Source organism: Mycobacterium barrassiae, from assembly GCF_025822765.1.
In the GTDB taxonomy this organism is placed as follows: domain Bacteria; phylum Actinomycetota; class Actinomycetes; order Mycobacteriales; family Mycobacteriaceae; genus Mycobacterium; species Mycobacterium barrassiae.
On record NZ_JACKUK010000025.1, the window covers coordinates 260,093 to 285,504 of the forward strand.

The 25,412-nt window shown below is 66.1% G+C and carries 31 protein-coding genes, 1 tRNA gene and 1 pseudogene; 21 read left to right on the plus strand and 12 right to left on the minus strand.

Annotation, left to right across the window (positions count from 1 at the left end; translation table 11 throughout):
* Window positions 1-3: 3 nt before the first annotated feature.
* From H7J93_RS15925 to mspA, 5 genes are all read left to right on the plus strand, one after another.
* On the plus strand, window positions 4-690 hold the full coding sequence (locus H7J93_RS15925; protein ID WP_267307269.1) for a response regulator transcription factor: 687 nt from the start codon (window positions 4-6) through the stop codon (window positions 688-690).
* The gene (locus tag H7J93_RS15930) at window positions 690-2,162 is read left to right on the plus strand and encodes a HAMP domain-containing sensor histidine kinase (protein WP_267307270.1); all 1,473 of its coding nucleotides are present in this window, start codon (window positions 690-692) and stop codon (window positions 2,160-2,162) included. The genes H7J93_RS15925 and H7J93_RS15930 overlap by 1 nt, the downstream gene beginning before the upstream one ends.
* Before the next feature lie 140 nt (window positions 2,163-2,302).
* A complete protein-coding gene (locus tag H7J93_RS15935) occupies window positions 2,303-3,670 on the plus strand; it encodes a S1C family serine protease (protein WP_267307271.1) in 1,368 nt (455 codons plus the stop codon).
* Window positions 3,671-3,699: 29 nt separating this feature from the next.
* Window positions 3,700-4,245: a MogA/MoaB family molybdenum cofactor biosynthesis protein gene (locus H7J93_RS15940; RefSeq protein WP_179968024.1), complete on the plus strand. Its 546-nt coding sequence runs from the start codon at window positions 3,700-3,702 to the stop codon at window positions 4,243-4,245.
* A 597-nt stretch (window positions 4,246-4,842) separates the two neighbouring features.
* Window positions 4,843-5,526, plus strand: coding sequence for a porin MspA (gene mspA / locus H7J93_RS15945; protein ID WP_267307272.1), 684 nt, complete (start codon window positions 4,843-4,845; stop codon window positions 5,524-5,526).
* Window positions 5,527-5,589: 63 nt separating this feature from the next.
* Here the strand turns inward: mspA and mscL are convergent, their stop codons facing one another.
* The gene (gene mscL, locus H7J93_RS15950) at window positions 5,590-6,012 is read right to left on the minus strand and encodes a large-conductance mechanosensitive channel protein MscL (protein WP_267307273.1); all 423 of its coding nucleotides are present in this window, start codon (window positions 6,010-6,012) and stop codon (window positions 5,590-5,592) included.
* A gap of 127 nt (window positions 6,013-6,139) precedes the next feature.
* On the opposite strand from mscL, the gene H7J93_RS15955 reads away from it, so the two are divergent.
* Complete coding sequence (locus H7J93_RS15955; RefSeq protein ID WP_267307274.1) at window positions 6,140-6,340, plus strand: hypothetical protein; 201 nt, start codon at window positions 6,140-6,142, stop codon at window positions 6,338-6,340.
* A gap of 5 nt (window positions 6,341-6,345) precedes the next feature.
* Here the strand turns inward: H7J93_RS15955 and H7J93_RS15960 are convergent, their stop codons facing one another.
* Window positions 6,346-7,008: an SAF domain-containing protein gene (locus tag H7J93_RS15960; RefSeq protein WP_267307275.1), complete on the minus strand. Its 663-nt coding sequence runs from the start codon at window positions 7,006-7,008 to the stop codon at window positions 6,346-6,348.
* A gap of 61 nt (window positions 7,009-7,069) precedes the next feature.
* Window positions 7,070-7,408 carry an FmdB family zinc ribbon protein gene (locus H7J93_RS15965; protein WP_267307276.1) on the minus strand — a complete coding sequence of 113 codons (339 nt, stop codon included), beginning with the start codon at window positions 7,406-7,408 and terminating at the stop codon, window positions 7,070-7,072.
* Window positions 7,409-7,598: 190 nt separating this feature from the next.
* On the opposite strand from H7J93_RS15965, the gene H7J93_RS15970 reads away from it, so the two are divergent.
* Entirely contained in the window at window positions 7,599-8,174 is a 576-nt protein-coding gene (locus H7J93_RS15970; RefSeq protein WP_267307277.1) for a hypothetical protein, read from the plus strand.
* The gene (locus tag H7J93_RS15975; RefSeq protein ID WP_267307278.1) at window positions 8,171-9,139 is read left to right on the plus strand and encodes an HTTM domain-containing protein; all 969 of its coding nucleotides are present in this window, start codon (window positions 8,171-8,173) and stop codon (window positions 9,137-9,139) included. Before H7J93_RS15970 ends, H7J93_RS15975 begins: the two co-directional genes overlap by 4 nt.
* A gap of 95 nt (window positions 9,140-9,234) precedes the next feature.
* Here the strand turns inward: H7J93_RS15975 and H7J93_RS15980 are convergent, their stop codons facing one another.
* Window positions 9,235-9,816: a 5-formyltetrahydrofolate cyclo-ligase gene (locus H7J93_RS15980; protein ID WP_267307279.1), complete on the minus strand. Its 582-nt coding sequence runs from the start codon at window positions 9,814-9,816 to the stop codon at window positions 9,235-9,237.
* Window positions 9,817-9,882: 66 nt separating this feature from the next.
* Between H7J93_RS15980 and H7J93_RS15985 the strand changes: the two genes are divergently transcribed.
* The 5 genes from H7J93_RS15985 to H7J93_RS16005 all read left to right on the plus strand — a co-directional run bounded on the left by H7J93_RS15985 (window position 9,883) and on the right by H7J93_RS16005 (window position 14,140).
* Complete coding sequence (locus H7J93_RS15985; RefSeq protein WP_267307280.1) at window positions 9,883-10,794, plus strand: UTP--glucose-1-phosphate uridylyltransferase; 912 nt, start codon at window positions 9,883-9,885, stop codon at window positions 10,792-10,794.
* A gap of 37 nt (window positions 10,795-10,831) precedes the next feature.
* Window positions 10,832-12,109, plus strand: coding sequence for a molybdotransferase-like divisome protein Glp (gene glp, locus H7J93_RS15990; RefSeq protein WP_267307281.1), 1,278 nt, complete (start codon window positions 10,832-10,834; stop codon window positions 12,107-12,109).
* Window positions 12,110-12,129: 20 nt separating this feature from the next.
* Window positions 12,130-12,783 carry a GNAT family N-acetyltransferase gene (locus tag H7J93_RS15995; RefSeq protein ID WP_267307282.1) on the plus strand — a complete coding sequence of 218 codons (654 nt, stop codon included), beginning with the start codon at window positions 12,130-12,132 and terminating at the stop codon, window positions 12,781-12,783.
* Between the two features lie 211 nt (window positions 12,784-12,994).
* Window positions 12,995-14,014, plus strand: a complete 1,020-nt coding sequence (gene sepX / locus H7J93_RS16000; RefSeq protein ID WP_267307283.1) for a divisome protein SepX/GlpR — start codon at window positions 12,995-12,997, stop codon at window positions 14,012-14,014.
* 53 nt (window positions 14,015-14,067) lie between these two features.
* A tRNA-Ala gene (locus H7J93_RS16005) sits at window positions 14,068-14,140 on the plus strand.
* Between the two features lie 22 nt (window positions 14,141-14,162).
* Here H7J93_RS16005 and H7J93_RS16010 read toward each other — a convergent pair.
* Window positions 14,163-14,428 (minus strand): annotated as a pseudogene (locus H7J93_RS16010) (DUF1942 domain-containing protein); the annotation flags it as partial.
* A 159-nt stretch (window positions 14,429-14,587) separates the two neighbouring features.
* On the opposite strand from H7J93_RS16010, the gene H7J93_RS16015 reads away from it, so the two are divergent.
* The 6 genes from H7J93_RS16015 (at window position 14,588) to H7J93_RS16040 (ending at window position 18,836) form a co-directional block, all read left to right on the plus strand.
* On the plus strand, window positions 14,588-15,823 hold the full coding sequence (locus tag H7J93_RS16015) for an FAD-dependent oxidoreductase (protein WP_267307284.1): 1,236 nt from the start codon (window positions 14,588-14,590) through the stop codon (window positions 15,821-15,823).
* 81 nt (window positions 15,824-15,904) lie between these two features.
* Window positions 15,905-16,270 (plus strand): hypothetical protein, encoded by a 366-nt coding sequence (locus H7J93_RS16020; RefSeq protein ID WP_267307285.1) that lies wholly within the window; start codon window positions 15,905-15,907, stop codon window positions 16,268-16,270.
* 29 nt (window positions 16,271-16,299) lie between these two features.
* Complete coding sequence (locus tag H7J93_RS16025; protein ID WP_267307286.1) at window positions 16,300-17,103, plus strand: crotonase/enoyl-CoA hydratase family protein; 804 nt, start codon at window positions 16,300-16,302, stop codon at window positions 17,101-17,103.
* A gap of 191 nt (window positions 17,104-17,294) precedes the next feature.
* Window positions 17,295-17,612 carry a hypothetical protein gene (locus H7J93_RS16030; RefSeq protein WP_267307287.1) on the plus strand — a complete coding sequence of 106 codons (318 nt, stop codon included), beginning with the start codon at window positions 17,295-17,297 and terminating at the stop codon, window positions 17,610-17,612.
* A gap of 44 nt (window positions 17,613-17,656) precedes the next feature.
* A complete protein-coding gene (locus tag H7J93_RS16035; protein ID WP_267307288.1) occupies window positions 17,657-18,001 on the plus strand; it encodes a heme-binding protein in 345 nt (114 codons plus the stop codon).
* A 55-nt stretch (window positions 18,002-18,056) separates the two neighbouring features.
* Complete coding sequence (locus H7J93_RS16040) at window positions 18,057-18,836, plus strand: bestrophin-like domain (protein WP_276022000.1); 780 nt, start codon at window positions 18,057-18,059, stop codon at window positions 18,834-18,836.
* A gap of 14 nt (window positions 18,837-18,850) precedes the next feature.
* Here the strand turns inward: H7J93_RS16040 and H7J93_RS16045 are convergent, their stop codons facing one another.
* From H7J93_RS16045 to H7J93_RS16065, 6 genes are all read right to left on the minus strand, one after another.
* On the minus strand, window positions 18,851-19,243 hold the full coding sequence (locus H7J93_RS16045; protein ID WP_267307290.1) for an ecdysteroid 22-kinase family protein: 393 nt from the start codon (window positions 19,241-19,243) through the stop codon (window positions 18,851-18,853).
* Window positions 19,244-19,266: 23 nt separating this feature from the next.
* Window positions 19,267-20,478 (minus strand): thiolase family protein, encoded by a 1,212-nt coding sequence (locus H7J93_RS16050; protein WP_267307291.1) that lies wholly within the window; start codon window positions 20,476-20,478, stop codon window positions 19,267-19,269.
* 39 nt (window positions 20,479-20,517) lie between these two features.
* Window positions 20,518-20,916 (minus strand): Zn-ribbon domain-containing OB-fold protein, encoded by a 399-nt coding sequence (locus tag H7J93_RS16055; protein ID WP_267307292.1) that lies wholly within the window; start codon window positions 20,914-20,916, stop codon window positions 20,518-20,520.
* Between the two features lie 67 nt (window positions 20,917-20,983).
* On the minus strand, window positions 20,984-21,946 hold the full coding sequence (locus H7J93_RS16060; protein ID WP_267307293.1) for a DNA polymerase domain-containing protein: 963 nt from the start codon (window positions 21,944-21,946) through the stop codon (window positions 20,984-20,986).
* 3 nt (window positions 21,947-21,949) lie between these two features.
* A complete protein-coding gene (locus H7J93_RS29550) occupies window positions 21,950-22,078 on the minus strand; it encodes an SDR family oxidoreductase (protein WP_504928437.1) in 129 nt (42 codons plus the stop codon).
* Entirely contained in the window at window positions 22,027-22,746 is a 720-nt protein-coding gene (locus tag H7J93_RS16065) for an SDR family NAD(P)-dependent oxidoreductase (protein ID WP_504928436.1), read from the minus strand. The genes H7J93_RS29550 and H7J93_RS16065 overlap by 52 nt, the downstream gene beginning before the upstream one ends.
* A gap of 73 nt (window positions 22,747-22,819) precedes the next feature.
* On the opposite strand from H7J93_RS16065, the gene pat reads away from it, so the two are divergent.
* Together pat and H7J93_RS16075 are read left to right on the plus strand one after the other, a co-directional pair.
* A complete protein-coding gene (pat, locus tag H7J93_RS16070; RefSeq protein WP_267307294.1) occupies window positions 22,820-23,818 on the plus strand; it encodes an acetyltransferase Pat in 999 nt (332 codons plus the stop codon).
* Window positions 23,818-24,648 (plus strand): shikimate 5-dehydrogenase, encoded by an 831-nt coding sequence (locus H7J93_RS16075; RefSeq protein ID WP_267307295.1) that lies wholly within the window; start codon window positions 23,818-23,820, stop codon window positions 24,646-24,648. Before pat ends, H7J93_RS16075 begins: the two co-directional genes overlap by 1 nt.
* A gap of 13 nt (window positions 24,649-24,661) precedes the next feature.
* Here the strand turns inward: H7J93_RS16075 and lpqN are convergent, their stop codons facing one another.
* Window positions 24,662-25,372, minus strand: a complete 711-nt coding sequence (lpqN, locus tag H7J93_RS16080) for an envelope biogenesis lipoprotein LpqN (RefSeq protein WP_267307296.1) — start codon at window positions 25,370-25,372, stop codon at window positions 24,662-24,664.
* Between the last annotated feature and the right edge of the window lie 40 nt (window positions 25,373-25,412).

Genomic DNA, 25,412 nt, shown 5'->3' on the forward strand with positions numbered 1-25,412 from the left:
GCTGTGCGCATACTTGTCGTCGACGATGACCGCGCTGTGCGCGAATCGCTGCGTCGTTCGCTGTCGTTCAACGGGTACTCGGTCGAGTTGGCCCAGGACGGACTCGAAGCCCTCGAACTGATCGCCAGCGATCGCCCCGATGCCCTGGTGCTCGATGTGATGATGCCGCGGCTGGACGGCCTCGAGGTCTGCCGTCAGCTCCGCAGCACCGGCGACGATCTGCCCATTCTCGTGCTGACCGCGCGCGATTCGGTTTCCGAACGGGTCGCCGGGCTGGATGCGGGTGCCGACGACTATCTGCCGAAACCGTTCGCGCTCGAGGAGCTGCTGGCCCGGATGCGCGCGCTGCTGCGGCGCACCTCGCCCGACGACGGCGCGGAGTCGCCCGCGATGACGTTCTCCGACCTGTCCCTCGATCCGGTTACCCGCGAGGTGACCCGTGGGCAGCGCTCGATCAGCCTGACCCGCACCGAGTTCGCGCTTCTCGAGATGCTCATCGCGAACCCCCGACGGGTGCTCACCCGCAGCCGCATCCTCGAGGAGGTGTGGGGCTTCGACTTTCCCACGTCGGGCAACGCCCTCGAGGTCTACGTCGGGTATCTGCGCCGCAAGACCGAGGCGGAAGGAGAGCCGCGGCTGATCCACACCGTGCGCGGGGTGGGTTATGTGCTGCGCGAGACCCCACCCTGATGTCGGCACCGCACTACTCGCCCGAGTCCCGGCCCTCGGCGCCGCCGGCGAGTTCATTGTCGCTTCGCTGGCGGGTGATGCTGCTCGCGATGTCGATGGTGGCGATGGTGGTGGTCCTGATGGCCGTCGCCGTGTACGCGGTCGTGTCCCGCGCGCTCTACGACGACATGGACAACCAGCTGCACAGCCGGGCCAGGCTGCTGATCGAGAGCGGCTCGTTGACCAGCGACCCCGGTAAGGCGATCGAGGGCACCGCCTACTCCGACGTCAACGCGATGCTGGTGAATCCCGGCCGGTCGATCTTCACCGCCAACCAGGAGGGCCAGACCCTGCCGCTGGGTGATCCCGAGAAGGCCGTCATCCGCGGCGACCTGTGGATGTCGAAGCGGTCGGTCGACAAGCAGCGGGTGCTCGCGCTGCACCTGTCCAACGGAAGTTCGCTGCTGATCTCCAAGAGCCTGGTGCCGACCGATCAGTTGCTGAAACGGCTCGGCACGGTTCTGCTCATCGTCGGCGGGGTCGGGGTGGTGGTGGCCGCGATGGCGGGCGGCGCTGTCGCCCGGGCGGGGCTTCGCCCGGTGGCGCGGCTCACCGAAGCTGCGGAGCGGGTGGCCCGCACCGACGACCTGCGACCCATCCCTGTCTACGGCAGCGACGAACTCGCCCGTCTCACTGAGGCTTTCAACATGATGCTGCGCGCGCTGGCCGAATCGCGCGAGCGTCAAGCAAGACTCGTGACGGACGCCGGCCACGAACTGCGCACGCCGCTGACGTCGTTGCGCACCAACGTCGAACTGCTGATGGCATCGATGGCTCCCGGCGCCCCACGACTGCCCGAGGACGAGATGGAGGGTCTACGGACCGACGTCATCGCTCAGATCGAAGAACTGTCCACCCTCGTTGGCGATCTCGTCGATCTGACCCGCGACGAGGCGGGTGTCGTCATCCACGAACCCGTCGACATGACCGAGATCATCGACCGCTCTCTGGAGCGAGTTCGGCGTCGCCGCAACGACATTGACTTCGACGTCGCCGTGGTGCCGTGGCAGGTCTACGGTGACAGCAGCGGACTGGGCCGTGCGGTCCTCAATGTGCTGGACAACGCCGCCAAGTGGAGCCCGCCCGGTGGACGGGTAGGCGTGCGACTGGAACAGGTCGATGCGGGCCACGCCGAGATTGTCGTGACGGATCAGGGGCCCGGTATCCCGCCCGAGGAACGGCGATTCGTGTTCGAGCGGTTCTTCCGTTCGGAATCCGCACGCGCGATGCCGGGTTCGGGACTCGGCCTGGCGATCGTGAAACAGGTTGTCCTCAAACACGGCGGCGCGCTACGCGTCGAGTACGCCGACCCCGGTGCACAGCCGCCGGGCACCGCGATTCACATGGTGTTGCCCGGCCGGCCGTTGTCTGACACGGAGCGACACGCGGGCACGGGCGTGGACTTGCCCGTGGTCAGCGCCGACAATGATTAGCCAGGGACCGATGGGGGAAGCAAATCTGTGCGGGTCCCGAAAGTTCTCTAAGTGGATTCTCAGCCCGCTTAGGCAACTTTGACGGTGCGAACGCCGTTGTTCTATTTGCCGGACTACAACAGGAAGAACACCGCAGCGAGATGACCAACCACCCGAGGTATTCGCCGCCACCGCCCCCGGGTCGTCGGCCCGGCGTTCCCGAGCACACCCCACCCGGGTACCCGGGTGGGCAGCGGCCCGACCCGTACGGGCAGCCGTATGACTGGCGGTATCAGACCCAGCAGCAGCCGCAGCAGACGTTCCGCGCCCCCTACGACCCGTACCGCGGTGCCCCGTCCCCTGCGACAGCTGGCTATGCGCAAGTTCCGATGCCGCCCCAAAAGCGTTCTCGCGCTGGAGGTTTGATCGCGGGTGCGCTCGCGATAGCCGTCGTTTCCGCAGGTATCGGCGGGGGTGTCGCACTGCTCGCACAGCCCGACCAGCCGAGCGCGACATCGACCCTCAACGGCGCAGCGCCCGGCGTACCCGTCGCCAGCCTGCCCGCCGGTTCGGTGGAGCAGGTCGCCGCGAAGGTCGTGCCCAGCGTCGTCAAGCTCGAGGTGGACCTCGGCAGGCAATCGGAGGAGGGCTCCGGGGTGATCCTGTCGTCGGACGGCCTCATCTTGACCAACAACCACGTCGTGACCGCCGCCCAGGATGGCCCCGCCGGGCCGGGTGGGCCCGCCGCGCCGGGCGGTGCGGGCGCCAAGACCAAGGTGACCTTCGCCGACGGCCGCAGCGCAGCGTTCACCGTGGTCGGCACCGACCCCAGCAGTGACATCGCGGTGGTGCGCGCCAAAGGAGTGACGGGTCTGACCCCGATCACCGTCGGATCATCGGCCAACCTGCGGGTGGGCCAGGATGTCGTCGCCATCGGGTCGCCGCTGGGCCTGGAGGGCACCGTCACCACGGGCATCATCAGTGCGCTGAACCGGCCGGTGGCCGCGGGTGGCGACATCCGCAACCAGAACACCGTGCTCGACGCGATCCAGACCGACGCCGCGATCAACCCCGGTAACTCCGGCGGAGCGCTGGTCAACATGAACGGCGAGCTGGTCGGCATCAACTCGGCCATCGCCACGCTGGGCGGTGACGCTGCCGGGGAGGGCCAGGGTGGCTCGATCGGCCTGGGCTTCGCCATCCCCGTCGACCAGGCCAAGCGGATCGCGGACGAACTGATCAACAACGGCACCGCCTCGCACGCCTCGCTCGGTGTCCAGGTGGGTAACGACGCGAACACCGACGGCGCGCGAATCGTCGAGGTCACCGGCGGCGGTGCCGCCGCGGCGGCGGGACTGCCCAGCGGTGTGGTGGTGACAAAGGTCGACGACCGCGTGATCAACAGTGCCGACGCCCTCGTCGCGGCGGTCCGGTCCAGGGCCCCCGGGGACAAGCTCACGCTGACCTATCTCGATCAGTCGGGTAAGCCGCAGACCGTGGAGGTCACCCTCGGGAAGGCCCAGCAGTGACGCCTCCGTCGACTTCCGGGCCGGCGACCCTGAGAGTGGCCGCGCCGCTGTCTCTGCCTGGATATACGGTTGGCGTCATGGAACAGCCAGGGGAGTTGGTGGGCCGCGCACTGGTCGTTGTTGTCGACGACCGCACCGCACACGGTGACGAGGAGGACCACAGTGGTCCGTTGGTCACTGAACTGCTCGGGGAGGCGGGGTTCGTCGTCGACGGCGTGGTCGTCGTCTCCGCCGATGAGGTCGAGATCCGCAACGCACTGAACACAGCGGTGATCGGCGGTGTCGACCTGGTCGTTTCGGTCGGCGGAACGGGTGTGACCCCGCGAGATGTCACGCCGGAGGCGACCGTCGATCTGCTCGATCGCGAGCTGCTCGGCATCGCGGAGGCGTTGCGCGCGTCGGGTTTGTCGGCCGGCATCGCCGACGCCGGGGTATCGCGTGGCCTCGCCGGGATCTCCGGCAGCACTCTGGTTGTCAACCTCGCCGGCTCGCGTGCAGCGGTGCGCGACGGCATGGCGACGCTTAGCCCGCTGGCCATTCAGATCATTGGGCAGCTCTCCAGCCTCGAGATCTAAGACCTAGCTGAGGCTAGGCTGTGAAGTGTGACCTTCGTCACACTGTGAGGAAGGCGATGTCAGACCGGTCGGAGCGCCCGCGCGATGCGGTGAGCAAAATCTTCGGAGACGAGCTAGCGCCGAAGAGTATTGACGACCCTGAAAACGCTGGCTCCGAGGAGTCTGCGCACGACCGGTGGTTGCGCGAGAACACTCCGCCGCATCATCAGTGACCTGCTGCTTTGCCGTAAGCCCCGACCCCGGTAACCCCGACTGAGCTGATACCCCCCGTTGTGGGGCGGCAAAGCCGAAACAGGCGGTCGAATATCCCGCAAAGACCCCGCTGTGGACGCGTTGCACACGTGACGCAAGTGGGCAAAGTGGTGTTTCGGGTAACACTCGCCTGACCAAATGCGATTCTCGCGTTGCCGGGTTGGTGCCCGACCGTTATGTTCCTCGCGTCAACGATGAGTAAGACCTAAGACCTGCATGTGAGAACTCTCATTTGCCTCTCATGAAGGCTCTTTCTTTCGAGTCGTTGGCCACGTGTGCCAGGCACGAACAACAACAGGACACAGTGAGCCCGGTCGGGTAGCTGTCGACATCGCTAGGGAGATCATGAAGGTATTCAGTCGGGTGCTGATTGCGGTGGTAGCGGCCATCGCGTCTCTGTTCGTGAGCACTGGCACCTCTCACGCTGGGCTGGACAATGAGCTGAGCCTCATTGACGGCCAAGACCGGACGCTGACCATTCAGCAGTGGGACACCTTCCTCAATGGTGTGTTCCCGCTGGACCGCAACCGGCTGACCCGTGAGTGGTTCCACAGCGGCCGCGCCAAGTACATCGTGGCCGGCCCCGGCGCCGACGAGTTCGAAGGCACCCTGGAACTCGGCTACCAGATCGGCTTCCCGTGGTCGCTGGGTGTGGGCATCAACTTCAGCTACACGACCCCCAACATCCTGCTCGACGACGCGTCGATCTTCCCGGACGTCACCGCTCCGATCGGTAGCCCGCTCGGCCCGACGGTCGGTGTCGGCTTCGCGCCGCTGGGCTCGATCATCACGCCGAACCTGTTCCCCGGTGTGTCGATCAGCGCCGACCTCGGCAACGGCCCCGGTATCCAGGAAGTCGCCACCTTCTCGGTGGACGTGGCAGGCCCGCAGGGCGGTGTCGCGGTGTCGAACGCACATGGCACGGTGACCGGTGCTGCCGGTGGTGTGCTGCTGCGTCCGTTCGCCCGGCTCATCTCGTCGGCCGGTGACAGCGTCACCACCTACGGCGAGCCCTGGAACATGAACTAGCACTCTCCCGAGAGCAACAAAGCAGCCCCCGGAACCATCCGGGGGCTGCTTTGCGTATGTCGCTCAGGTTGGGTCGTTGCTTGTGGTCTTCGCCGTATCGGTGCCGCGCCCCGGCGTTTCGGCCAGGATGTTGCGGATCTCGGTGAGCAGCGACAGTTCGGTGTCCTGGGCCTGTTCGACTTCGCCCTTCTTGCGCAGCCTGTTGTAGGGCACCACGACCAGGAAGTAGACGACAGCAGCGACGAGGATGAAATTGATGGCCGCCGAGAGCAATACGTTCAGGTCGATGGTCTGGTCGCCCCCGATGTTGATGCGCAGGATGCCGTAGTCCGATTCCCCGCCTGCGCCGATCCGGTTGATGAGCGGTTGGATGATGCTGTCGGTGAACTTGGTGACCAGAGCCGTGAACGCGGTACCGATGACCACCGCGACCGATAGGTCGACGATGTTGCCCCGGGCGAGAAACTCCTTGAAACCCTTCAACATGCGTGTACATCCCTCCCTATCCGTACGGCAATCTGACAGCTATCGACGTTAGTCCGGTCAACCCTGCGGTACGTGGAGTCCGGTGTTAGCTTGCGTGCAGAAACTGTGCACCAGGAAGGGGTTTGCGATGCGGTGGCTGTTCGCGGCGGTGGCGGCAGTGCTGATCGGCCTCGCGGCGGGCGCTACGGGCGTGGCGAGCGCGCAGCCGGATCCGCCGCCGGGGCCCGGATCGACCACCGACGAACTGGCGGACATGGTCCTCGACGTGATCGAACACGGCTCACCTGCTATTCCGACCACAACGCCGCTGCCCCCGCCACAGCCCTGACCTGTTCAGTGGAAGGTCAGCGTGACGGTCTGCACCAGCGCCGCACCCGCGACCTTGTTGGCCTCGTGACCGGGCAGGGCGACGAGCACCACCCGGTCACCTCCGCTGCCCGCACCCGCCGGTTTCTGTGACACCAAAACCACCACGGCATCGGTGGCCATGACCTGTGGCGTCGCGTCGGTGTCCCCTCCGGCGTCGGATCCGGCACCCAGCACGTCGACCACGTCGCCGGGGCGAATCAAGTCGAGCAGAGCCGTGTCCTCGAGGTGAAGCGGAACGATGCGGGCATCGGGGCCGGCGGTCGATTCGGCGAGTCGAGGACCCAGCAGTCGAACGTCGGTGAGTGCTTCTCCGCGGCGGGCCGGACCGGCTAGCGTCGCGCCAACCACCGACGCGAGATCTGTCTGTGAACCGTCGGGAACTGTTGTCGCCGTATGGGTTTCGAGCCGCACGTCGTCGACGCTCAGTTCGATGCCGGGTGCCAGATCGCGGGCGGCGACGACGATGTCGGTCCGGTCGTGCGTGGGATCGGGTCGAAGTGCCGCGACGGCGGCCAGGATGACGAGAGCGCCTGCGGCGACCCGTCGCGCCGCCACGGTGCGTGACCAATCCGGCCGTAAGCGGTCAGCTATCCGAGTCAGTACCGACGGATCGAGCGATTCCCCCATACCGCCAAACTAGGCAGCCGGCGAGGGTGGTGGCGCCGGGTGACGACGCGCCTGTGGATAACTAGCTCGATGCCGCTGCGGCCGGGGCCGAACTCGTGGAGCTGGAGCTCGAGTCGCTGGACGAGCTGGACGACGACGCTTTGTCCGACGACGAGGAAGAGGAGTCCGAGCTGCCGTTCGAGGACCCGTTCGATGACGAGCTGGACGTCGAACTCTTGCCCGCCTCACGGCTGTCGTTGCGGTAGAAACCGCTGCCCTTGAAGACCACTCCGACGTTGCCGAACAGCTTGCGTAGCCGACCATTGCACTTGAGGCAGGTCGTCAGCGCGTCATCGGTGAACGCCTGCACCTGATCGAACCGATCGCCGCATTCGGTACATGCATACGAATACGTGGGCACGAAAACCTCCGAGGTCGTCAAACTTCTTAGCACTCTACCGGCTCAAGTGCTAGAACCGCTATGTGGGCTCGGTCATTCCCGGCCATTGCCGCCCCGCTACACCTTCTCCGCCCGCCCGCTCAGGGCCGCGGTCAATGCGCGTCTGAGTTATGGTTTGTGGAATTTTTCGAGCTCAGGAACGGCGGTGGTGATGACTGATCGGGACGGGCAGGAGGGCAGCCTCCGCCGACGTTTCGGGCAGCTTTCGTCACTGCAAGAGCGGTTCGAGGGCTCTCCCGTAGGCCAGGTCGTGATCAGCGCTGTCGTCACCGCGATCATCGGCGTCACGGTGGCCTTCAACATGCCCGATTCGCCGATCAAGCGCGCTCTCGCACCGGTGGTCGATCGGGTTGCGACGGCCGCCTACCTCAACCAGCAGTTCGCGCTGTTCGCCCCGGACGTTCCCAAGCGGACGGAGACGGTCGAGGTCCAGGTGTTGATGGACGACGGCACGATCCGTGTGTGGACCATCCCCGAACGCGACCGTGCGACGGGTGGATTCGCGTACGCCCGTTGGATGCGGTTGGCCAGCCTCGCGGTGACCAAGCCGGAGATACGACCCGGGATCGCGCGCTGGGCCGCCCATGAGGTCGCCGAGTCAAACGAGCGTCCCATCCAAGTCGCCATGGTGCTGCGCGTCCAGAACCTGCCCCCACCCGGAGAGAGCACTCGAGGAGCGACCGCAATGAAGGTCCTCTACCAGGAAGACCTCACAGGACAACGATGACGGATTCGACCCGCCCGCAGCGATCGGGGATCGCGGCGGCCATCGACGCCTGGCGCGCGTTCTGGTTCGCCCCGCAACCCGCCCACACGCTCGGACTCGTCCGAATGGCGTTCGGCGCGTTGACCGTGGCGTGGGCGCTGGCGCTCCTGCCGGACCTCTACAACCTGTTCGGCGAGAGCGGCGTCGCGCCGGAGCCCACGCATTGGGCGTACCAATGGGGCGTCTTCGAGTTCTTCAGCAGCGACCGAGCCCTGCTGATCGGCTGGGTCGTCCTTCTGCTGGCGGCGCTCGCGCTGGCCGTCGGCTGGCACAGCAGGCTCGCCGCGATCCTCGTGTTCGTCCTGATCCAGTCGTTCATCCAACGCGACCGCTGGGCCTTCAACGGCGGCGATGCGTTGATGAGCATCGAGGCCTTGTTCTTGGCGCTGTCCTCGTGCGGGGCGGCCGTCTCGCTCGATCAGCGCCGACGGACCGGCTCATTCTGGTCGGCGCAGACGCGAGCACCGTGGGTCATCCGACTGCTGCAGGTTCAGCTGTCGGTGATCTACCTGGTGAATGTGCAGGCAAAGCTGGCCGGCGAAGCATGGCTGGACGGCTCTGCGGCGTCGTATTCATGGCGGGCATGGCCGCTGCACATGGCGCCGGAATGGTTGACGGGCAACGCATTACTGTCCAATGCCGCAACCTGGGGCACGATTCTGATCGAGCTCGCGGTCGCGATTCTGGTCTGGAACCGGCGGTGCCGGCCCTGGGTTCTCGCCGCAGGCGTCGCATTGCACCTGGCGATCATGATCACCATGAGCGTCGGTTTCCACAGCCTGGCGATCTTCGTGCTGTACCTCGCGTTCGTCCCCTGGGAAAGGGTCGCTGAACTGCCCGACAAGCTCAGCCGGAAACGGTCATCGCCGTCGACCGAGCCAGCGGCGGACCCAGTCGGCGAACCCGGTACTGAACCGGCCGTCTGATCCCGAGAGCCGGGACCCACAGTCAGCAGACTCTGAGTTTCGCGCCCTAGGCTCGAGATTGAACAGAGGGTTGTCGTCGAGTAGCCACCAAACGGCTAGCCGAGACTTACAAGTCCGCCGTGCGGGGTCAGCGCGTGGGTCATGGGCACATCGTGCCGTTCTGCGGGCAGGTGGTCGACGAGTTCGTCGTCGCGCACGATCGCGATCAGGCGGGCCGCCGCATCCGCCAGCGCAAGGGACCGATCGTAGAAGCCCGCGCCGCGACCCAGTCGTACGCCCGTGCGATCGACGGCGAGCGCGGGAACGAGGATCACCGAGGCCTCGGCCACCGCTCCGGCGCCCAGCCACGGCGGCGCGGGCTCGCGTAATCCGTAAGGCGCGTCGACGAGTTCGCCGGGCCGGTACTCGCCCCACTGCAACGGCTGCGGGTTACCCGCGCTGTCGCCGCGCGCGATTGGCAGCAGCGCCCGAATCCCACGCCGATGAAGCTCATCGATGAGTTCAGGGGAGCCGGGCTCGGAGCCGACCGGCACATAGGCGCAGACGGTTTGGACGTCGGTGATCAACGCCGAGAGATGGCCGACGAGCGCCTGCGCCTCGGCGTCATGTTCGTGCGGTGTCAGCGCGCGGCGAGCCGCCAGAATCGCTGTCCGTAGTTCGGCCTTCGATCGCTGCACTGCACTGCCTCCAAACACCGGGGCCTCGGGACGTTGTGCCGCCACAGGGACACTAATGTGTGAACGATGACACGGGCTGAGGTACCAATTCCGCGTACCGCTGTCGTTCCTGCGGCAGGTCTGGGAACGCGATTCCTGCCTGCCACGAAGACGGTGCCGAAAGAACTGCTGCCCGTCGTGGATACACCGGGAATCGAACTGGTGGCCGCGGAGGCAGCGGAGGCGGGCGCCGAACGGCTCGTCATCGTGACGTCCGAAGGCAAGGACAGCGTGGTCGCACATTTCGTCGAGGACCTCGTCCTCGAGGGCACGCTGAAGGCGCGCGGCAAGCACGTGATGCTGGAGAAGGTGCGCCGGGCCGCGGAGCTCATCAAGGTCGAGTCGGTGGTGCAGGCCCAGCCTCTGGGTCTCGGCCACGCGGTCGGCTGCGTCGAAAGTGTCCTGACACCCGAGGACGATGCGATCGCGGTGTTGTTGCCCGACGACCTCGTGCTGCCCACGGGCGTGCTGGAGACGATGTCGAAAGTCCGTGCCAAGCGCGGCGGTTCGGTGCTGTGCGCCTTTGAGGTGCCTCCCGAGGAGATCAGCGCCTACGGCGTATTCGACGTCGAACCCGTTGCCGACACCAACAATCCGAACGTGATGAGGGTCAAGGGCATGTACGAGAAGCCGAAGGCCGAGGACGCGCCGTCGCCCTATGCCGCCGCAGGACGTTACGTGCTCGACCGCGCGATCTTCGATGCGCTGAAGCGGGTTCCGCGAGGTGCCGGCGGTGAGATCCAACTGACCGACGCGATCGCTCTGCTGATCAACGAGGGTCATCCGGTTCACGTCGTCGTGCATCGCGGTGCTCGACACGACCTCGGAAATCCCGGCGGGTACCTCAAGGCTGCGGTTGACTTTGCGTTGGAGCGCGACGACTACGGGCCCGAGTTGCGGCGGTGGTTGGTGGAGCGCTTAGGGCTGGTCGATTGCTGACACGCAACGATCGCCCCGACACCTAGAAAGGCGTGTTGTGCGGTCGGTGGAGGAGCAGCAGGCTCGGGTAGCGGCTGCCGCGGTGGCCCCAAGACCGGTCCGGGTGGCGATCGCCGAGGCGCAAGGCCTCATGTGCGCCGAAGAGGTGGTCACCGAACGCCCGCTGCCGGGATTCGATCAGGCCGCCATCGACGGTTATGCCGTGCGCAGCGTGGACGTGCTCGGCGTGGGCACCGGTGACGACGACTCAGACGACGGCGAATCGGGCGACGGCCCCAATGGTGAGGTGAGCCTGCCGGTGATCGGGTCGATCGAGGCCGGCGCCCGCACCCCCAGCCGCCTGCAGCCGCGCCAGGCCGCGCGGGTCCAGACGGGCGCGCCGATGCCGACACTCGCCGACGCGGTGCTTCCACTGCGGTGGACCGACGGCGGGGATTCCCGAGTAAGGGTGCTGCGCGGGGTGCGCTCCGGCGCCTATGTCCGCAGAACCGGCGACGACGTTCAACCCGGCGACGTGGCGGTGCGGGCGGGAGCGATCATCGGGCCCGCCCAGGTGGGACTGCTGGCGGCGGTCGGCCGGGAGCGCGTGCTGGTCCACCCGAAGCCACGGTTGTCGGTGCTGAGCGTGGGCGGCGAACTCGTCGACATCTCCCGCACGCCGGGCAACGGACAGGTCTACGACGTCAACTCGTATGCGCTCGCCGCGGCGGGACGTGACGCGGGCGCGGAGGTGAACCGGGTCGGAATCGTCGACACGGATCCCAAGACGCTGCGCGACGTCGTCGAGGGACAGCTCAACCGGGCTGAGGTGGTGGTGATCGCCGGCGCGGTCGGCGGTGCGGCCGCCGAGGGTGTGCGGGCGGTGCTTTCGAAGCTCGGCGAGATGGAAGTGGCGCGCATCGCCATGCATCCCGGCTCGGTGCAGGGGTTCGGACAGTTGGGCCGCGACGGTGTGCCGGTGTTCCTGTTGCCGGCGAATCCGGTCAGCGCGCTGGTGGTTTTCGAGGTGATGGTGCGCCCGCTGATCCGGCTTTCGCTGGGCAAACGGCAGGCCCACCGGAGGATCGTGCAGGCGCGCACCCTCTCGCCGATCACGTCGGTGGCGGGTCGCAAGGGCTTCCTGCGCGGACAGCTGATGCGCGACCAGGACACCGGCGAATACCTGGTGCAGGCGCTCGGTGGTGCGCCGGGCGCGCCGTCGCATCTGCTCGCGACACTGGCCGAGGCAAACTGTTTGGTGGTCGTTCCCAGCGAGGCCGAACAGATCCGCACGGGCGAGATCGTCGACGTGGCATTCCTGGCTCAGCGCGGCTGATCGACTCCGGGGCTACCGTCATGAACCTGTGGCGTAACACTTCGATGCATCCGGGATGGCCCGCCCCTGCCGGTGCGCTGCGGGTGCCTGCCGGCGCGGTGAAACTTCGTCCGGTTCGTCTGCGCGACGGGGCCCAGTGGAGCCGCATCAGGTTGGCCGATCGGGCTCACCTGGAGCCATGGGAGCCGTCCAACGGTGTGGATTGGGAAGCGCGCCACGCTATTACGGCATGGCCGTCGGTGTGCTCCGGGTTGCGGTCGGAGGCGCGTAAGGGGCGGATGCTGCCCTATGTGATCGAGCTCGACGGGGAGTTCGTCGGTCAGCTGACGATCGGAAACGTCACGCACGGCGCGCTGCGCTCGGCGTGGATCGGGTACTGGGTGGCGACCTCCGCGACGGGTGGAGGTGTCGCGACGGCCGCGTTGGCGCTGGGGGTGGACCACTGCTTCAGCGCGGTGCGGCTGCATCGGGTCGAGGCGACGGTGCGTCCGGAAAACGCGGCGAGCCGCGCCGTGCTGGCAAAGGTTGGCTTTCGCGAGGAGGGTTTGCTGCGGCGCTACCTCGAGGTAGACGGCGCGTGGCGCGACCACCTGCTGGTGGCCATCACCATCGAGGAACTTCACGGCTCGGCGGCGTCCGCCCTGGTGCGCGCGGGCCACGCCAGCTGGTCCTGACCCTGCGCGAACAGACGCAGAGTTCACCACTTCTCCGGCGTGTCTGGTCACTTTGTGTCTGCTCGCCGCAGAGACCCAACTGTTACAAAAGTGACACATGTGACTTTTGGTGCTTGTCAGCAACGAATTACAGGTGTGTAATTGTCTCGGCGCGCCGTCCACGGATGCGCAGGTCACAGACCTAGCCTTAACGGGGAAAGGAGCCGGCGACATGCCAAGCCTCCCCCAATCCCTCCTGTGGATCTCTCTCGTCGTGTTGTGGCTGTTCGTGCTCGTTCCGATGCTGATCAGCAAGCGCGACGCGGTCCGGCGCACCAGCGACGTCGCATTGGCGACGCGGGTTCTCAACGACGGCAGAGCGCGACTGCTGCGGCGCAAGGCGCCGGCGGCTGGCCACGCGAGCGATCCCGACTGGCGGCCATCCGACGAAGACCTCGATGACGATCTCGACGACGACCCCGCCGAGGAACCGGCGCGCCGCTCGGTCGTGCGGGTCGCGGGCCTCGACATCGAACAGGACGACGATCCGGGCTACCTCGACGTGGACGTGGTCGAAGAACCCTCCGGCGCGTTGCCCATCGGTGAGTCCGCCCGCGCCGCCGCTGAAACCGATGAGCTGGCACTCGATTTCGGAGAGGAAGCCGACGCGGAGCCCATCGCAATGGAAGCCGAGGAAGCCGACGAACCGGAGGCCGAACCCGAGCCCGACGGCTCCGAGGACGAGTACGAGTACGTGGCCGATTCGTCCGGGCTGGAGACGCCGTCGGAGTCCGACCTGGAGCTGGCTGACTCCTTGAGCGCAGCCCGCAGACGCCGGTACGAATCGAAGACCGGCGCGGCGGTCAGCGCCCGTAAGTACAAGTTTCGCAAGCGCGTGTTGACGGTCATGGCGATCTTGGTGATCGCCTCGGTTGCCACGGCGTACACGGTGACCCCGACCATGTGGTGGGTCAGTGCTGCGGTCAGCGCGATGACCCTGTTCTACCTGGCCTACCTGCGGCGTCAGACCCGTATCGAGGAGCGCCTGCGGCGCCGTCGGGCGCAGCGCATCGCCCGGTCGCGGCTCGGGGTGGAGAACACCGACGACAGGGAGTTCGACGTGGTGCCCTCGCGGCTGCGGCGGCCGGGTTCGGTCGTGCTGGAGATCGATGACGAGGATCCGATCTTCGAGCACCTGGACTACGCACCGTTCGCGCGCCACTTCGATCTGCCGCGCGCCGCGGGCCAGTAGCCTCGCGGTTTCGACCCGCGGGTCACGGCTGGTAGCCTGTGCTACCGGTATCAGGGGCTATGGCGCAGTTGGTAGCGCGACTCGTTCGCATCGAGTAGGTCAGGGGTTCGATTCCCCTTAGCTCCACAATTTTTGAACAAGCGTCGGCTCACGGCGTCCAGATCATCAGGTCTTCCATGCCGTTGTTCATCACGTCGAAGTGGATCTTGCCGGTCGACTGCGCCCCCGACGAATCGTCGCGCCACTGATGTTGACCGGGCTCGCGACCTGCCACAGCACACGGTAGGCAGCCTGGTTCGGCGCGACGGCGTTGAACTGTGAAATCGCCGGGGTGACGGGGCCGTCGAGCGCCTGGCCGGTGGCGGTGGCCTCCCACAGCTGGCCGGCGACCGTGCGGCCAACGACTACCGACGTTCTGACCGGTCAGACCGAACACAATTTGGCTAGTTCATAGCTCGCTCACAGCAGTGGCTGCCCTGCACCGCTCATGCTGGGTTGTACCGTCGAGGGTCGTCGCGTGTACTTCGACGACGCGAAGAGGACCGCGAAGAGGACCGCGTAGGAGACAGGGCCATGACGCCGACACAGTCGACCACTTGTGCAATCGTCGGCGGCGGTCCGGCCGGAATGGTGCTCGGCCTGTTACTGGCGCGCGCCGGAGTCGAGGTCACCGTGTTCGAGAAGCACGCGGACTTCCTTCGCGACTTCCGCGGCGACACTGTCCATCCCGTGACGCTCACCCTGCTCGACGAGCTCGGCCTCTACGAGCGGTTCAAGGCGTTGACCCACAGCGAGATCCACAAGGCCGAGTTCACCATCGGCGGGCGCATGGTGACGGTCGTCGACTTCCGTCGGTTGAGTGAACCGCACCCGGTCCTGGCTTTGGTGCCGCAATGGGATCTGCTCAACTTGCTGGCCGAGGCTGGGCAAGCCGAGTCGACGTTCACCCTGCGGATGCAGACCGAGGTCACCGGGCTACTCCGGGATGGCGGGAAGATCGCGGGTGTGCGCTATCGCGGGCCCGACGGGTTCGGAGAATTGCGCGCCGATCTGACGGTCGCCTGCGACGGTCGCACCTCGCTGGTACGACGTGATGCCGGCATGGTGCCACGCGACTTCCCGGTACCGTTCGACGTTGCCTGGTTCCGTCTGGACGCCAAGGAGAACATCAAATATCAACTGACCCCACGTCTTTCAAGAGGGCAGGCGCTGGCGCTGATTCCGCGCGAAGGCTACTTCCAGGTGGGTGCGTTCCTGCCCAAGGGCGGTGAGCCGCAGTTGCAGGCCCGTGGGCTCGACAGCTTTAAGTCCCAGATCGCCGAGCTGGTGCCCGAAGCGTCGGTCGACAGCATCCAATCCTGGGATGACGTGAAGGTTCTCGACGTCCGGGTCAACCGACTGCATCAGTGGTACAAGCCCGGACTGCTGTGCATCGGCGACGCCGCCCACGCCATGTCGCCCGTTGGCGGTGTCGGTATCAACCTGGCCGTCGCCGATGCGGTCGCCGCTGCCGAGATCCTCGCCGAACCGCTGCTCACGCGCCGGGTAACCGAAGAGGACCTCGCGAAGGTGCAAGAGCGCCGCAAGCTGCCCGCCGTCATCACCCAGGGAGTCCAGCGGCTCCTGCACCGCGCGATGCGGCGCGTCCTGCTTGGCGGCGTCGTGCCGGATCCGCCGGAGTTCGTAGCGCGTGGGCTCGGGGCGATTCTCACCCGTCTACCCGCGCTCGCGGTGGTGCCCGCGTACCTCGTCGGCGTCGGCGTGCGGCCCGAGCGCGCACCCGAATTCGCGCGCCGCCCACCCTCCTGAGATCTTCTACTTGGGATCGGTAAGCGACGCGACGCTGTGTACTGGGCCGAATCGACCTGTCCCTAGAAACGGAGCCCTGGTATGCGCAGAGCCCTCGTCACCGCATTGGCGACCGCGTGTTTCAGTGTCGCCGGCGTGCTGGTGCCAACCGGCACAGCCTCCGCCACACCGTTCTGCGAACCGGCGAACGCGAACACACCGCCGTGCGCCCCGCCCGAGGGTCCTCCCGGCACCTGCGACGCCAACGGCGTCTGTGGACAGCTGTGGTGCCCAGGGTCGGGCATGGCGCCGATACCGGACTGGGACCCGACCGTCTGCCACACCTTCTACTTCGACCCCAACGCACCACTGACCGAACCGGTGATCATTCAGGGGCAGCCTCCCGGTCCGCCGGCACCCCCACCGCCGCCGTGCATCCCGCTCATCAACTGCCTGCCCGGTCTCTGATGGCTTGACGGGTCGGTAGATTGCGACCCGTGAGCGAAGACAGGGTTCGGGTGCACGTCGGCGACAACGGCGTGGCCACGGTGACGATGGTGCGCACCGATAAACACAATGCGCTCGACCAGGCGATGTTCCAGGGCCTGGTGGACGCCGCCGAGCAGGTGGCAGGCGACAACTCGGTTCGCGCGGTCGTCTTGCACGGCGACGGCAAGAGCTTCTGCTCCGGGTTGGACGTGGCGAGCTTCATGGCCGGCGCCGGTGGCACCGGCGTCCTTTTGAAAAGGGACGACACCCGGATCGCGAACTTCGCCCAGCGCGTGACCTACGACTGGTCGCTGGTGCCCGCACCCGTCATCGCCGCGATTCACGGCAACTGCTTCGGGGGTGGTCTGCAGATCGCACTCGGCGCCGACATCCGGATCGCCGCGCCGGACGCGAAGCTGAGCATCATGGAGATCAAGTGGGGCCTGGTGCCGGATATGGGCATCACACACACGCTGCCCAAGCTGCTGCCGATCGACGTCGCGAAGGAACTGACGTTCACCGGTCGCATCGTCTCGGGCAGTGAGGCGTCACAACTCGGGCTGGTCACGCGGACGGACGAAGATCCAATGTCGGCGGCGCTGGCGCTGGCCGAGGAGATCGCGCAAAAATCCCCGGATGCCGTCCGCGCCGCGAAGCGTCTGTACGAGGAAACCTGGGCGGGCAACGACCCCGCGGCCGCCCTGAAGCTCGAATCGGAACTGCAGACCGGGCTGCTCGGCAAGCCCAATCAGCTCGCGGCCGTCGTCGCCGGAATGTCCGGAGAGAAGCCGGTATTCACCGAGCCGGAATAGAGCATAGATTTTCGCATCTCCTATCAAACTATCGACTCTGGAACCTGTCCGCTGAGCGAATTCGTTCGGCCCCAAGGTTGCAATTCCTGCCCTCCATATAAGCGTTGCGGCCTATGCTGCGCTCGGTCAGGAATCAGCAGCGTGACCGACGCGCGACCGCGACTTCGGCCACTTCGAGGTGAGGGGCGGCTATGCGCATCAGAGCTTGCTACATGACATTCGGACTCGCCGCGGTACTGATGCCGGCGGGGGTGATGGTTGCATCACCGGCAGTGGCGGACTGCACCAGCTCCGGAGCCGCCACAGTGTGTGCTCAGGGCGACGTTCGCGGGGGATCAGGCCCGGTTTCCGGACCCGTCTATCCCTCGTATTGCGCCGACCCGTGGTACTGCGCCGACGACTGGGATATGGACATATATCTCAATCCGAGACCGCCTGTCGGGATCAATCCGAATCCACCGGGTGGTATCGATATCGGCCGACCGGGCCGCCCGGGCGGCCGCCGCTGAACACCAGCCACCATTTCGTCAGCCATCAAACAAGGAGTCCGAAAATGTTCGTTCGCAACCTGATCGGAGCCGGCGTGGTCGTCGGCGCCGCGCTCATCGGCACCGCGGCCACCGCCGCCGCAGATCCGCCGAACTGCACGGCGGCCGACCTTGCGGGAGTCATGGCCGGCGTATCCGCGGGAACGTCGTCCTACCTGTTTACCCATCCGGATGTGAACGCATTCTTCACCGGTCTCAAAGGCAAGCCGAGAGAGCAGATGTCAGCTGAAATTGAGGCATATTTCGACTCACATCCACAGGTCCGTGACGAACTCCGCGCGGTCAGGCAGGCCGCAGCTGATTTTCGTGACCGCTGCAATGCGCCTATGCCAGACATGCCGTTGGGGTAGACATTCGAGAGCGCGAGTGCGCTGCATCGATGAGGGCGGGTGAGCGATGGGGGGAATGGGGCTCCCAGGGTTGTGGCTGTTTCTAACAGTCGTCCTCGCCGTTTCAATCCTGTTGGCGGTCGGCTTCGTCTTGTTCGCTGACAAGACGGTCTACCGGCCGGGCGGTAAGGGGGAGACAGGTTCCTTGTCGTCGTTCGTGACCACAGTCGCCCTAGTGTACGGCGCTTTGTTGGGATTCACCGTTGTCGTCGCATGGGAGCAATTCTCTTCAGCGGAGACGAACGTGACCGATGAGTCCTCCACGCTGGCCACGATGTACCGGCAGACGATCAGTCTGGCTCCGCCGGAACAAGAGAAGATGCGCACGCTGTTGCGCGTCTACACCACATCCGTGAAAGCTGAATGGGACAACCAGGGCAGTGATGCTGCAAGCGCAGACGCGCGAGCCGCGATCACCGAAATGTACCGCGCGCTCGGTAGCCAGCACGGTCCTCCTACAGTCGACAACCCGATCAACGCGGAGATCCGCGATCAGCTCAATGTTCTTACAGCGCAACGTAATACTCGTATATTGGACGCAATACCGCGAATACCCGGCCTGCTGTGGACAGGTCTACTCTTCGGCGGCGTGCTGTTGATCGGGTTGATCGGGTTCAGTCGACTGGACAGTCGGCGCAATCACATGATTCTGTCGAGCGCCATCGCGATCCTGCTTGGCCTGCTGCTATTCCTCATCTTTTGGCTCGACCATCCATTCGGGCGCCAAATGGGCGTGACGCCCAGATCATTTGATTACACCATTCAGGTCTTCGACGGAGTAGACGGGACGAAGTAGAGCCGACGGCCTCCCTAGGCGAGCCGATCGCGAAGCAGCGCAACCGAATCGAAGTCGCGAAGCGCTTGCACAGCTCGATCGAGACCCGCTCGGGTGGTCGCTTCGCCTTGGAGGCGACGGCCGAAAGCTGCTGTGATGCCCGCAGCGATGAAGGCGGTGAACGCGAAGAGCCGGTATGAGTCCCGCGCGTCGCCGAAGGTGAGGCGGGTCGTGCCGTCTGCGTTGAGGGTGTCCACGTATGTGCGCACCAGGTCGGTGTCGATGGCTTGGCGGGTGTCCGAATCGATTGACGTGGCGGCGAAATAGGCGAGGTCCTTGACGGCCGGCCCGCACGAGGCGACCTGCCAGTCAAACAGGATCGGCAGACCGTCGGCGAAACCTATGTTGCCCCAGGTGTGTATCCCCATGGATGAGCGTGCGCGGATACCGCTCAGGCGGCCGATTTCTCCAGGATGTGAACCCCACAGGCGGAACCCAGCCCGATGACGTGTGCGAGGCCGACCTTCGCGTTCGCGATCTGCCGGTCGCCCGCCTCACCGCGGAGGTGGTGGCAGATCTCCCAGACGTTGGCGATGCCGGTGGCCGCGATCGGATGCCCCTTCGACTCCAACCCGCCCGACACGTTCACCGGTGTCGAGCCGTCGCGCCACGTGGCACCCGAGTTGAAGAAGTCTGCGGCCCCGCCCTCTTCACAGAGCATCAGGTTGTCGTAATGCACCAGCTCGGCCGTCGCGAAGCAGTCGTGCAACTCGACGAGATCGAGGTCCTTGGGGCCGACACCGGCCTGGTCGTAGGCGATGGAGGCGGCCTTGCGGGTCAGCGTGTTGACATTCGGCAGGACCTGGCAGCCCTCCTCGTAGGGGTCGGTGGTCAGCACCGACGCCGACACCTTGACCGCACGACGACGCTGTTCGAGCGACAGAGACTTCAGCGTCTCGCCGTTGCACACGACGGCAGCGGCGGCACCGTCACAGTTGGCCGAGCACATCGGACGGGTGTTGGGATAGGCGATCATGACGTCGTTCATGATCTGTTCCAGGGTGAACCGCTTCTGGTAGGACGCAAGCGGATTCAGGGTGGAGTGGGCGTGGTTCTTTTCGCTGATCTTGGCGAACAGCTCGAAGCTGGTGCCGCCGTACTTATGGCCGTACTCCATGCCGATCTGGGCGAACACGCCGGGCATGGTCTCGGTGCCGATCCGGCCGTCGATTGGAGCGACTGCGCCGTACCGACCGGCAGGGGTCCACGTGTCGGCGTCCTTCTTTTTCGTGCCGCCTCCGCCGAGCAGACCTGCACCGGAGAGCTTCTCGACGCCGACGGCCAGCCCGTAGTCCACTTCGCCTGCCTTCACCGCCATGATGGCGGTGCGCAGCGCGGTGGCACCGGTCGCGCAGGCGTTGGCGACGTTGTACACGGGAATACCGGTCTGACCGATCTGCTTCTGAAGCTGTTGTCCGATACCGGCACTGGCGTTCATGAGGTTGCCCGCGGCGAGCACACCGATATCCGCCATCGTGACGCCGGCGTCCGAAAGGGCTCCCATGGCCGCTTCTGCCGCCAAATCGACGGAGTCCAGATCGGGGTGCTTGCCGAACTTGGTCATCTGAATGCCGAGGATCCAGACCTCGTCGCTTGCGCTCATCGTTGAAGCTCCTTCGTCAGAGGGATGGTGGTCTGCGGGTCAGCCGACGGGCTCGAAGGCAAAGCCGATCGCCTCGGTGCCCTCGGAATCGGTCCCGATCGGCTGGGTGACGAGTCGCACCTTCATGCCGTCGCGGACGTGTTCGGCATCGGGCTCGACGTTGATGAGGTTGGCGCGAACTCGGGTCCCGTCGCAGTCCACGACCGCGGCGACGAAAGGAACGGGGATACCCGGTGCCGCGAAGGCGACGATCGTAAATGCACGCACCGTGCCCTCGGTAGCGATCGGCACAGTCGTGAAGTCGGTGGCGAAGCAACCGGCGCACGCGTTGCGACGGTCGAAGAACCTGGCCCCGCATTTCGTGCATTCCTGGGCGACCAGGTGGGGCTCGTCGCCGTCCAGCACCAGGTAGTCCACGAAGGGTATTTGTCCGGCCACGTGCACCTCCATCGTCGGTGCGATCGACGTTAATACCCGCCGCCGTATTCGCCGAACCCGGCTCGCCCTACGACGATTCCCGTCGCGCCTTGGCCCGTCGCTTGCCTTCGTGCATCGCGGCCACCCGTGCGACGGGAATCGCGCGGCCTTGTTCGATCAGGTCGGCGGGCAGCCGCTGGGCCGGCGGCATCGACTCCGTCCAGCTCGGCCTGCCGTCGAGTGCGTCGATCGCCGTGCGGACCGTGAAGTCGGTAGGCCTGATCGAGTCGAGTTCGGCCCACTCGAGCGGAAACGACACCGGAGTGCCCGGGCGCAGCCGCGGACTGTAGGCCGCGGCGACGGTGGCTCCGCCTGCGCGGGTGGCGTCGACGAACACCTTGCCGCGGCGGTCCTCGACGATGAACGCCGTGGTGGCGATGCCCGGATCGATGGCCTCCGCCCGGGCCGCGAGGGCGCGGGTCGCGGCCGCCACGTCGTCGACTGGTGCGGCTTGATCACTGGAGTCGATCGGGACGAAGATGTGCAGCCCCTTGGCGCCGCTGGTTTTCACCACACCGTCTAATCCGCTGTCGGTCAGCGCCTGACGAACCAGGTGGGCGACCGCCACCACCTTGGCGAAGTCGTCGCCCGGCGGATCCAGATCGAGCACCAGGTGGGTGGGTCGGTAGATGTCACCGCTGAGCCCCAGCGTCGGGTGATATTCGACGGCCCGCTGGTTGGCCAGCCACAGCAGCGTGCGCCGGTCGTTGCACAGCGCATATCGCACCTCGCGGTGGGAGGCTTCGGCCCACATCGTCGTGGTGGCGATCCAGTCCGGCGTGTACTTCGGGACGTTCTTCTGCATGAAGGGGTCGCGACCGCGCAGGACCCGCAGCACGGTCAGCGGCCGGTCGGCGAGGGCGGGCAGCATCCGGTCGGAGACAGCGTCCAGATAGTCGACGAGGTCGCGCTTGGTCGCCCCGGCATCGGGAGTCAGCGGCTCATCGAGATTGGTGAGGTCGACGCCGTCGCGCTGCTCCTTGGTGCCCACCGGTTACGAACTCGCGGTCGTAAAGATGCCGCCGTCGACCGGGATGATCGCACCGGTCACGTAGGCCCCGGCACGGCTGGTCAGATACACCGCAATGCCGGCCATGTGGTCGTCCCGACCGATGCGCCGCATCGGCGCCGACGCCGCGATCGAACGCCGAACTCCTCCAACGTCGCCGCCATCATCTTGGACGGAAACGGCCCTGGCGCAACGGCGTTGACGGTGACGTGCTGCGGCCCCAGCTCGCGAGCCAGCACCCGGGTCAGCTGGTGCACCGCTGCGTTGCTGCTGGCGTAGGAGTACGTCGGCAGCGGGCTGACTCGAAGGCCGTCGATGCTGCCGATGTTGATGATCCGCGCCGGGTCGTCGGCGGTAGCGACCGCGCGAAGTGCCGGCAGTAACGCCTGGACCATCCAGAACGGCGACTTGACGTTGAGGTCCAGCACCTTGTCCCACGCCGAGTCCGGGAAGGACTCCAGCGGCGCACCCCACGTCGCGCCCGCGTTGTTGACCAGGATGTGCAGGTCGCCGCCGCCGGTGACCTCGTCGGCGAGCCGCAGGCATTCCTCATGCCGGGACAGGTCGGCCGGGACGGCAGTCACGTCGCCGAAGTCCGACAGATGCGATCGAGCTTCCTCGCACGCGTCCGCCTTCCGCGAGCTGATCACCACCTGGGCACCGGCCTGCAGCAATCCGCGGGCCATCATCAGGCCGATCCCTCGCGTGCCGCCCGTCACCAGGGCCCGCTTACCGGTCAGATCGAACAGCTGGGCATGGGTACTGAACTGGGTGTCGGTCATTCTCGAATAGTGCCTTATCGGTCCCGCGCCGCGTTCCTTGCTCGCCGCGTCCGCCACGCCGTAGCCTCGTGACGTGTCCGGCCTGTCTGTCGTCAGAGCCGAAGAACTCGCGAAACTGGAGGTCTTCGACGGCTGCCCGATCGAGGACTTGACGCCACTCGCCGCGCAACTGCAGCCCCTGGTCGCTGAGCCGGGACAGGTGCTCATGCAGCAGGGTGAGCTCGCCATTTCGTTTTTGCTGATCGGTTCCGGCTGCGCCGAAGTGACACACGCAGGCATTGACGGACATGACACCGTCGCCCAATTGGGGCCCGGCCTCATCGTCGGCGAAATTGCTTTGCTGCGCGACACGCCGAGGACCGCAACCGTGGTGGCGACCGAGCGGCTCACGGGCTGGGTCGGGGACCGGGAGGCGTTCGCCACCATGCTCGAGATCCCGGGCATGCTGGACCGGCTGGTGCGTACGGCGCGGCAGCGGCTCGCCGCGTTCATCACCCCGATCCCGGTGGAACTGCGCGACGGCAGCGTCTACTACCTGCGTCCGGTGCTCCCGGGTGACAGTGAGCGCACGACGGACGGGCGGGTCGAATTCTCGAGCGAGACGCTGTACCGCCGGTTTCAGTCGCCACGTGTACCGACGAAGTCGCTGATGACGTATCTGTTCGAAGTCGATTACGTGCACCACTTCGTCTGGGTGATGACCGAGGGGGCCGAGGGACCCGTGGTCGCCGACGCGCGCTTCGTGCGCGAGGAGGAGGACCCCGCCGTCGCCGAGGTGGCGTTCATCGTGGGCGATGACTACCAGGGCCGCGGTATCGGCACCTTCCTCATGGGTGCCCTGGTGGTCACGGCCAATTATGTTGGTGTCGAACGCTTTACGGCGCGCGTGCTCTCTGACAACCGTCCGATGCGGGCGATCATGGATCGCTTCGGCGCGCAGTGGCATCGCGACGACCTCGGGGTCGTCACCACCGCCGTCGATGTTCCTGATGCGAGTTCCCTGCGGTTGCCGACCTCGTTGGTGAAGAAGATCCGCGGAGTCACCTCGCAAGTCATCAAAGCGGTCGGTTGATGCGGGCGCCTCTTTCGAAGGACACGCAGCTGTGCATCTCGTTGTCCGGTAGGCCGAGCAATATCGGCACCCGATTTCACAACTACCTGTACGACGTGCTCGGGCTGGACTTCATCTACAAGGCTTTCACGACAACGGATATCGCCGCCGCGATCGGTGGGGTACGCGCACTGGGCATTCGTGGCTGCTCGGTGTCGATGCCGTTCAAGCAGGATGTCATCGAGCTGGTCGACGATGTCGAGCAGTCCGCACGGGCCATCAACGCGGTGAACACAATCGTCAACGACACCACCGTTGCAGGAGGCCATCTCACCGCGTCGAACACCGATTACCTTGCCGTCGAGCGCCTGATCGCCGAGCACGGCCTGCAACCGACGCAGTCGGTATTGCTGCGAGGCAGCGGTGGTATGGCCAGCGCCGTCGCTGCGGCTTTCCGGGACAACGGGTTTGAGCAAGGAACCGTCGTCGCGCGCAACGGCGAGACAGGACAGGCGCTGGCGCAACGGCTCGGCTACGAATACGCCTCCGACGTCGGCACCAGGACCGCGCACGTGATCGTGAATATCACGCCGATCGGGATGGCGGGCGGCGCCGGGGAGAACGACCTGGCGTTCGACACGGAGACAATCGCCAAGGCGCACACGGTTTTCGACGTCGTGGCGATGCCGTCCGAGACACCGTTGATCACCGCCGCGCGTGCTGCCGGAACCGCCGTCATCACCGGGGCAGAGGTGATCGCGCTGCAGGCAGCCGAACAGTTCGAGCGCTACACCGGTGTCCGACCGAGCGCCGAGCAGATCGCCGCAGCGTCCGCGGTATCGCGCGCCTAGATCGCGTGCATCATCAGGGTGTGATCACGGTTTCGTCGTCGATGACCGACGTCGCATCCATCAGGGCGCCCATCTGGTCTTCAAGGCCGTCGGCATTGAGCTGCAGGACGTACAGCCCGTCCTGGCCCGGAATCACGACGGTCTTCTGCGCGATGGCGCGCAGCTTGCCGTCCTTCTGGTAGGTGCCGCCGATCTGCACTGCCTCGAAACCGCTGAGCTCGTCGGAAACTCCCTCGTTACCGCCCTCGTAGCCGGGTAGGTTTTGGAGCTCCCCGGGCGCGAACTCGAGAATCTTGGCGGGGTCCACGTTGCCGGTCAGCTTGGAGACGATCGCGATGACGGATGGCGGATCTGCGGCGAACGCGGGGTCGGTGGAAATGATTGCGCCGTAGGCCCACTCCGGGGCGCGGTTTCCGGCGTCCTCCCATCCCGGCGGGATAGGCAGGTCGATGGTGGGAGAGCCGGGATCGCCGCGCTTGACCGGAGTCTCGACGATGCCGTTGTCCTTGATGTAGTCGACGATCGTGTAGTTCGGTCCGGAGGCCTGCGCCGAGGTGGTGGGCGCAGCTGACGTGGTCTCGGTCGTCGTGCTGGTCGTTGTCTCGCTCGAGGTGGTCTCCGACTCCTTCGACTCCGTCTTGGTGTCGGAACCGCAACCGGCCAGGCCCAGGCCGAGTGCGACGGCTGCGACGGCGACGACACCGGCCCGAAGTGACTTACTCATTCGCTCTCCTTTGCAGAATCTCGCCGTAGCCTACGGTCGG

Excerpts from the sequence above, each read along its gene's own strand:
- H7J93_RS15930 (WP_267307270.1), top strand. The coding sequence starts at position 690 with ATGTCGGCACCGCACTACTCGCCCGAGTCCCGGCCCTCGGCGCCGCCG.
- H7J93_RS15935 (WP_267307271.1), top strand. The coding sequence starts at position 2,303 with ATGACCAACCACCCGAGGTATTCGCCGCCACCGCCCCCGGGTCGTCGG.
- mspA (WP_267307272.1), top strand. The coding sequence starts at position 4,843 with ATGAAGGTATTCAGTCGGGTGCTGATTGCGGTGGTAGCGGCCATCGCG.
- mscL (WP_267307273.1), bottom strand. The coding sequence starts at position 6,012 with ATGTTGAAGGGTTTCAAGGAGTTTCTCGCCCGGGGCAACATCGTCGAC.
- H7J93_RS15955 (WP_267307274.1), top strand. The coding sequence starts at position 6,140 with ATGCGGTGGCTGTTCGCGGCGGTGGCGGCAGTGCTGATCGGCCTCGCG.
- H7J93_RS15960 (WP_267307275.1), bottom strand. The coding sequence starts at position 7,008 with ATGGGGGAATCGCTCGATCCGTCGGTACTGACTCGGATAGCTGACCGC.
- H7J93_RS15970 (WP_267307277.1), top strand. The coding sequence starts at position 7,599 with ATGACTGATCGGGACGGGCAGGAGGGCAGCCTCCGCCGACGTTTCGGG.
- H7J93_RS15975 (WP_267307278.1), top strand. The coding sequence starts at position 8,171 with ATGACGGATTCGACCCGCCCGCAGCGATCGGGGATCGCGGCGGCCATC.
- H7J93_RS15985 (WP_267307280.1), top strand. The coding sequence starts at position 9,883 with ATGACACGGGCTGAGGTACCAATTCCGCGTACCGCTGTCGTTCCTGCG.
- H7J93_RS15995 (WP_267307282.1), top strand. The coding sequence starts at position 12,130 with ATGAACCTGTGGCGTAACACTTCGATGCATCCGGGATGGCCCGCCCCT.
- sepX (WP_267307283.1), top strand. The coding sequence starts at position 12,995 with ATGCCAAGCCTCCCCCAATCCCTCCTGTGGATCTCTCTCGTCGTGTTG.
- H7J93_RS16015 (WP_267307284.1), top strand. The coding sequence starts at position 14,588 with ATGACGCCGACACAGTCGACCACTTGTGCAATCGTCGGCGGCGGTCCG.
- H7J93_RS16020 (WP_267307285.1), top strand. The coding sequence starts at position 15,905 with ATGCGCAGAGCCCTCGTCACCGCATTGGCGACCGCGTGTTTCAGTGTC.
- H7J93_RS16030 (WP_267307287.1), top strand. The coding sequence starts at position 17,295 with ATGCGCATCAGAGCTTGCTACATGACATTCGGACTCGCCGCGGTACTG.
- H7J93_RS16035 (WP_267307288.1), top strand. The coding sequence starts at position 17,657 with ATGTTCGTTCGCAACCTGATCGGAGCCGGCGTGGTCGTCGGCGCCGCG.
- H7J93_RS16040 (WP_276022000.1), top strand. The coding sequence starts at position 18,057 with ATGGGGCTCCCAGGGTTGTGGCTGTTTCTAACAGTCGTCCTCGCCGTT.
- H7J93_RS16045 (WP_267307290.1), bottom strand. The coding sequence starts at position 19,243 with ATGGGGATACACACCTGGGGCAACATAGGTTTCGCCGACGGTCTGCCG.
- H7J93_RS16050 (WP_267307291.1), bottom strand. The coding sequence starts at position 20,478 with ATGAGCGCAAGCGACGAGGTCTGGATCCTCGGCATTCAGATGACCAAG.
- H7J93_RS29550 (WP_504928437.1), bottom strand. The coding sequence starts at position 22,078 with ATGCGGCGCATCGGTCGGGACGACCACATGGCCGGCATTGCGGTGTAT.
- H7J93_RS16065 (WP_504928436.1), bottom strand. The coding sequence starts at position 22,746 with ATGACCGACACCCAGTTCAGTACCCATGCCCAGCTGTTCGATCTGACC.
- H7J93_RS16075 (WP_267307295.1), top strand. The coding sequence starts at position 23,818 with ATGCGGGCGCCTCTTTCGAAGGACACGCAGCTGTGCATCTCGTTGTCC.
- lpqN (WP_267307296.1), bottom strand. The coding sequence starts at position 25,372 with ATGAGTAAGTCACTTCGGGCCGGTGTCGTCGCCGTCGCAGCCGTCGCA.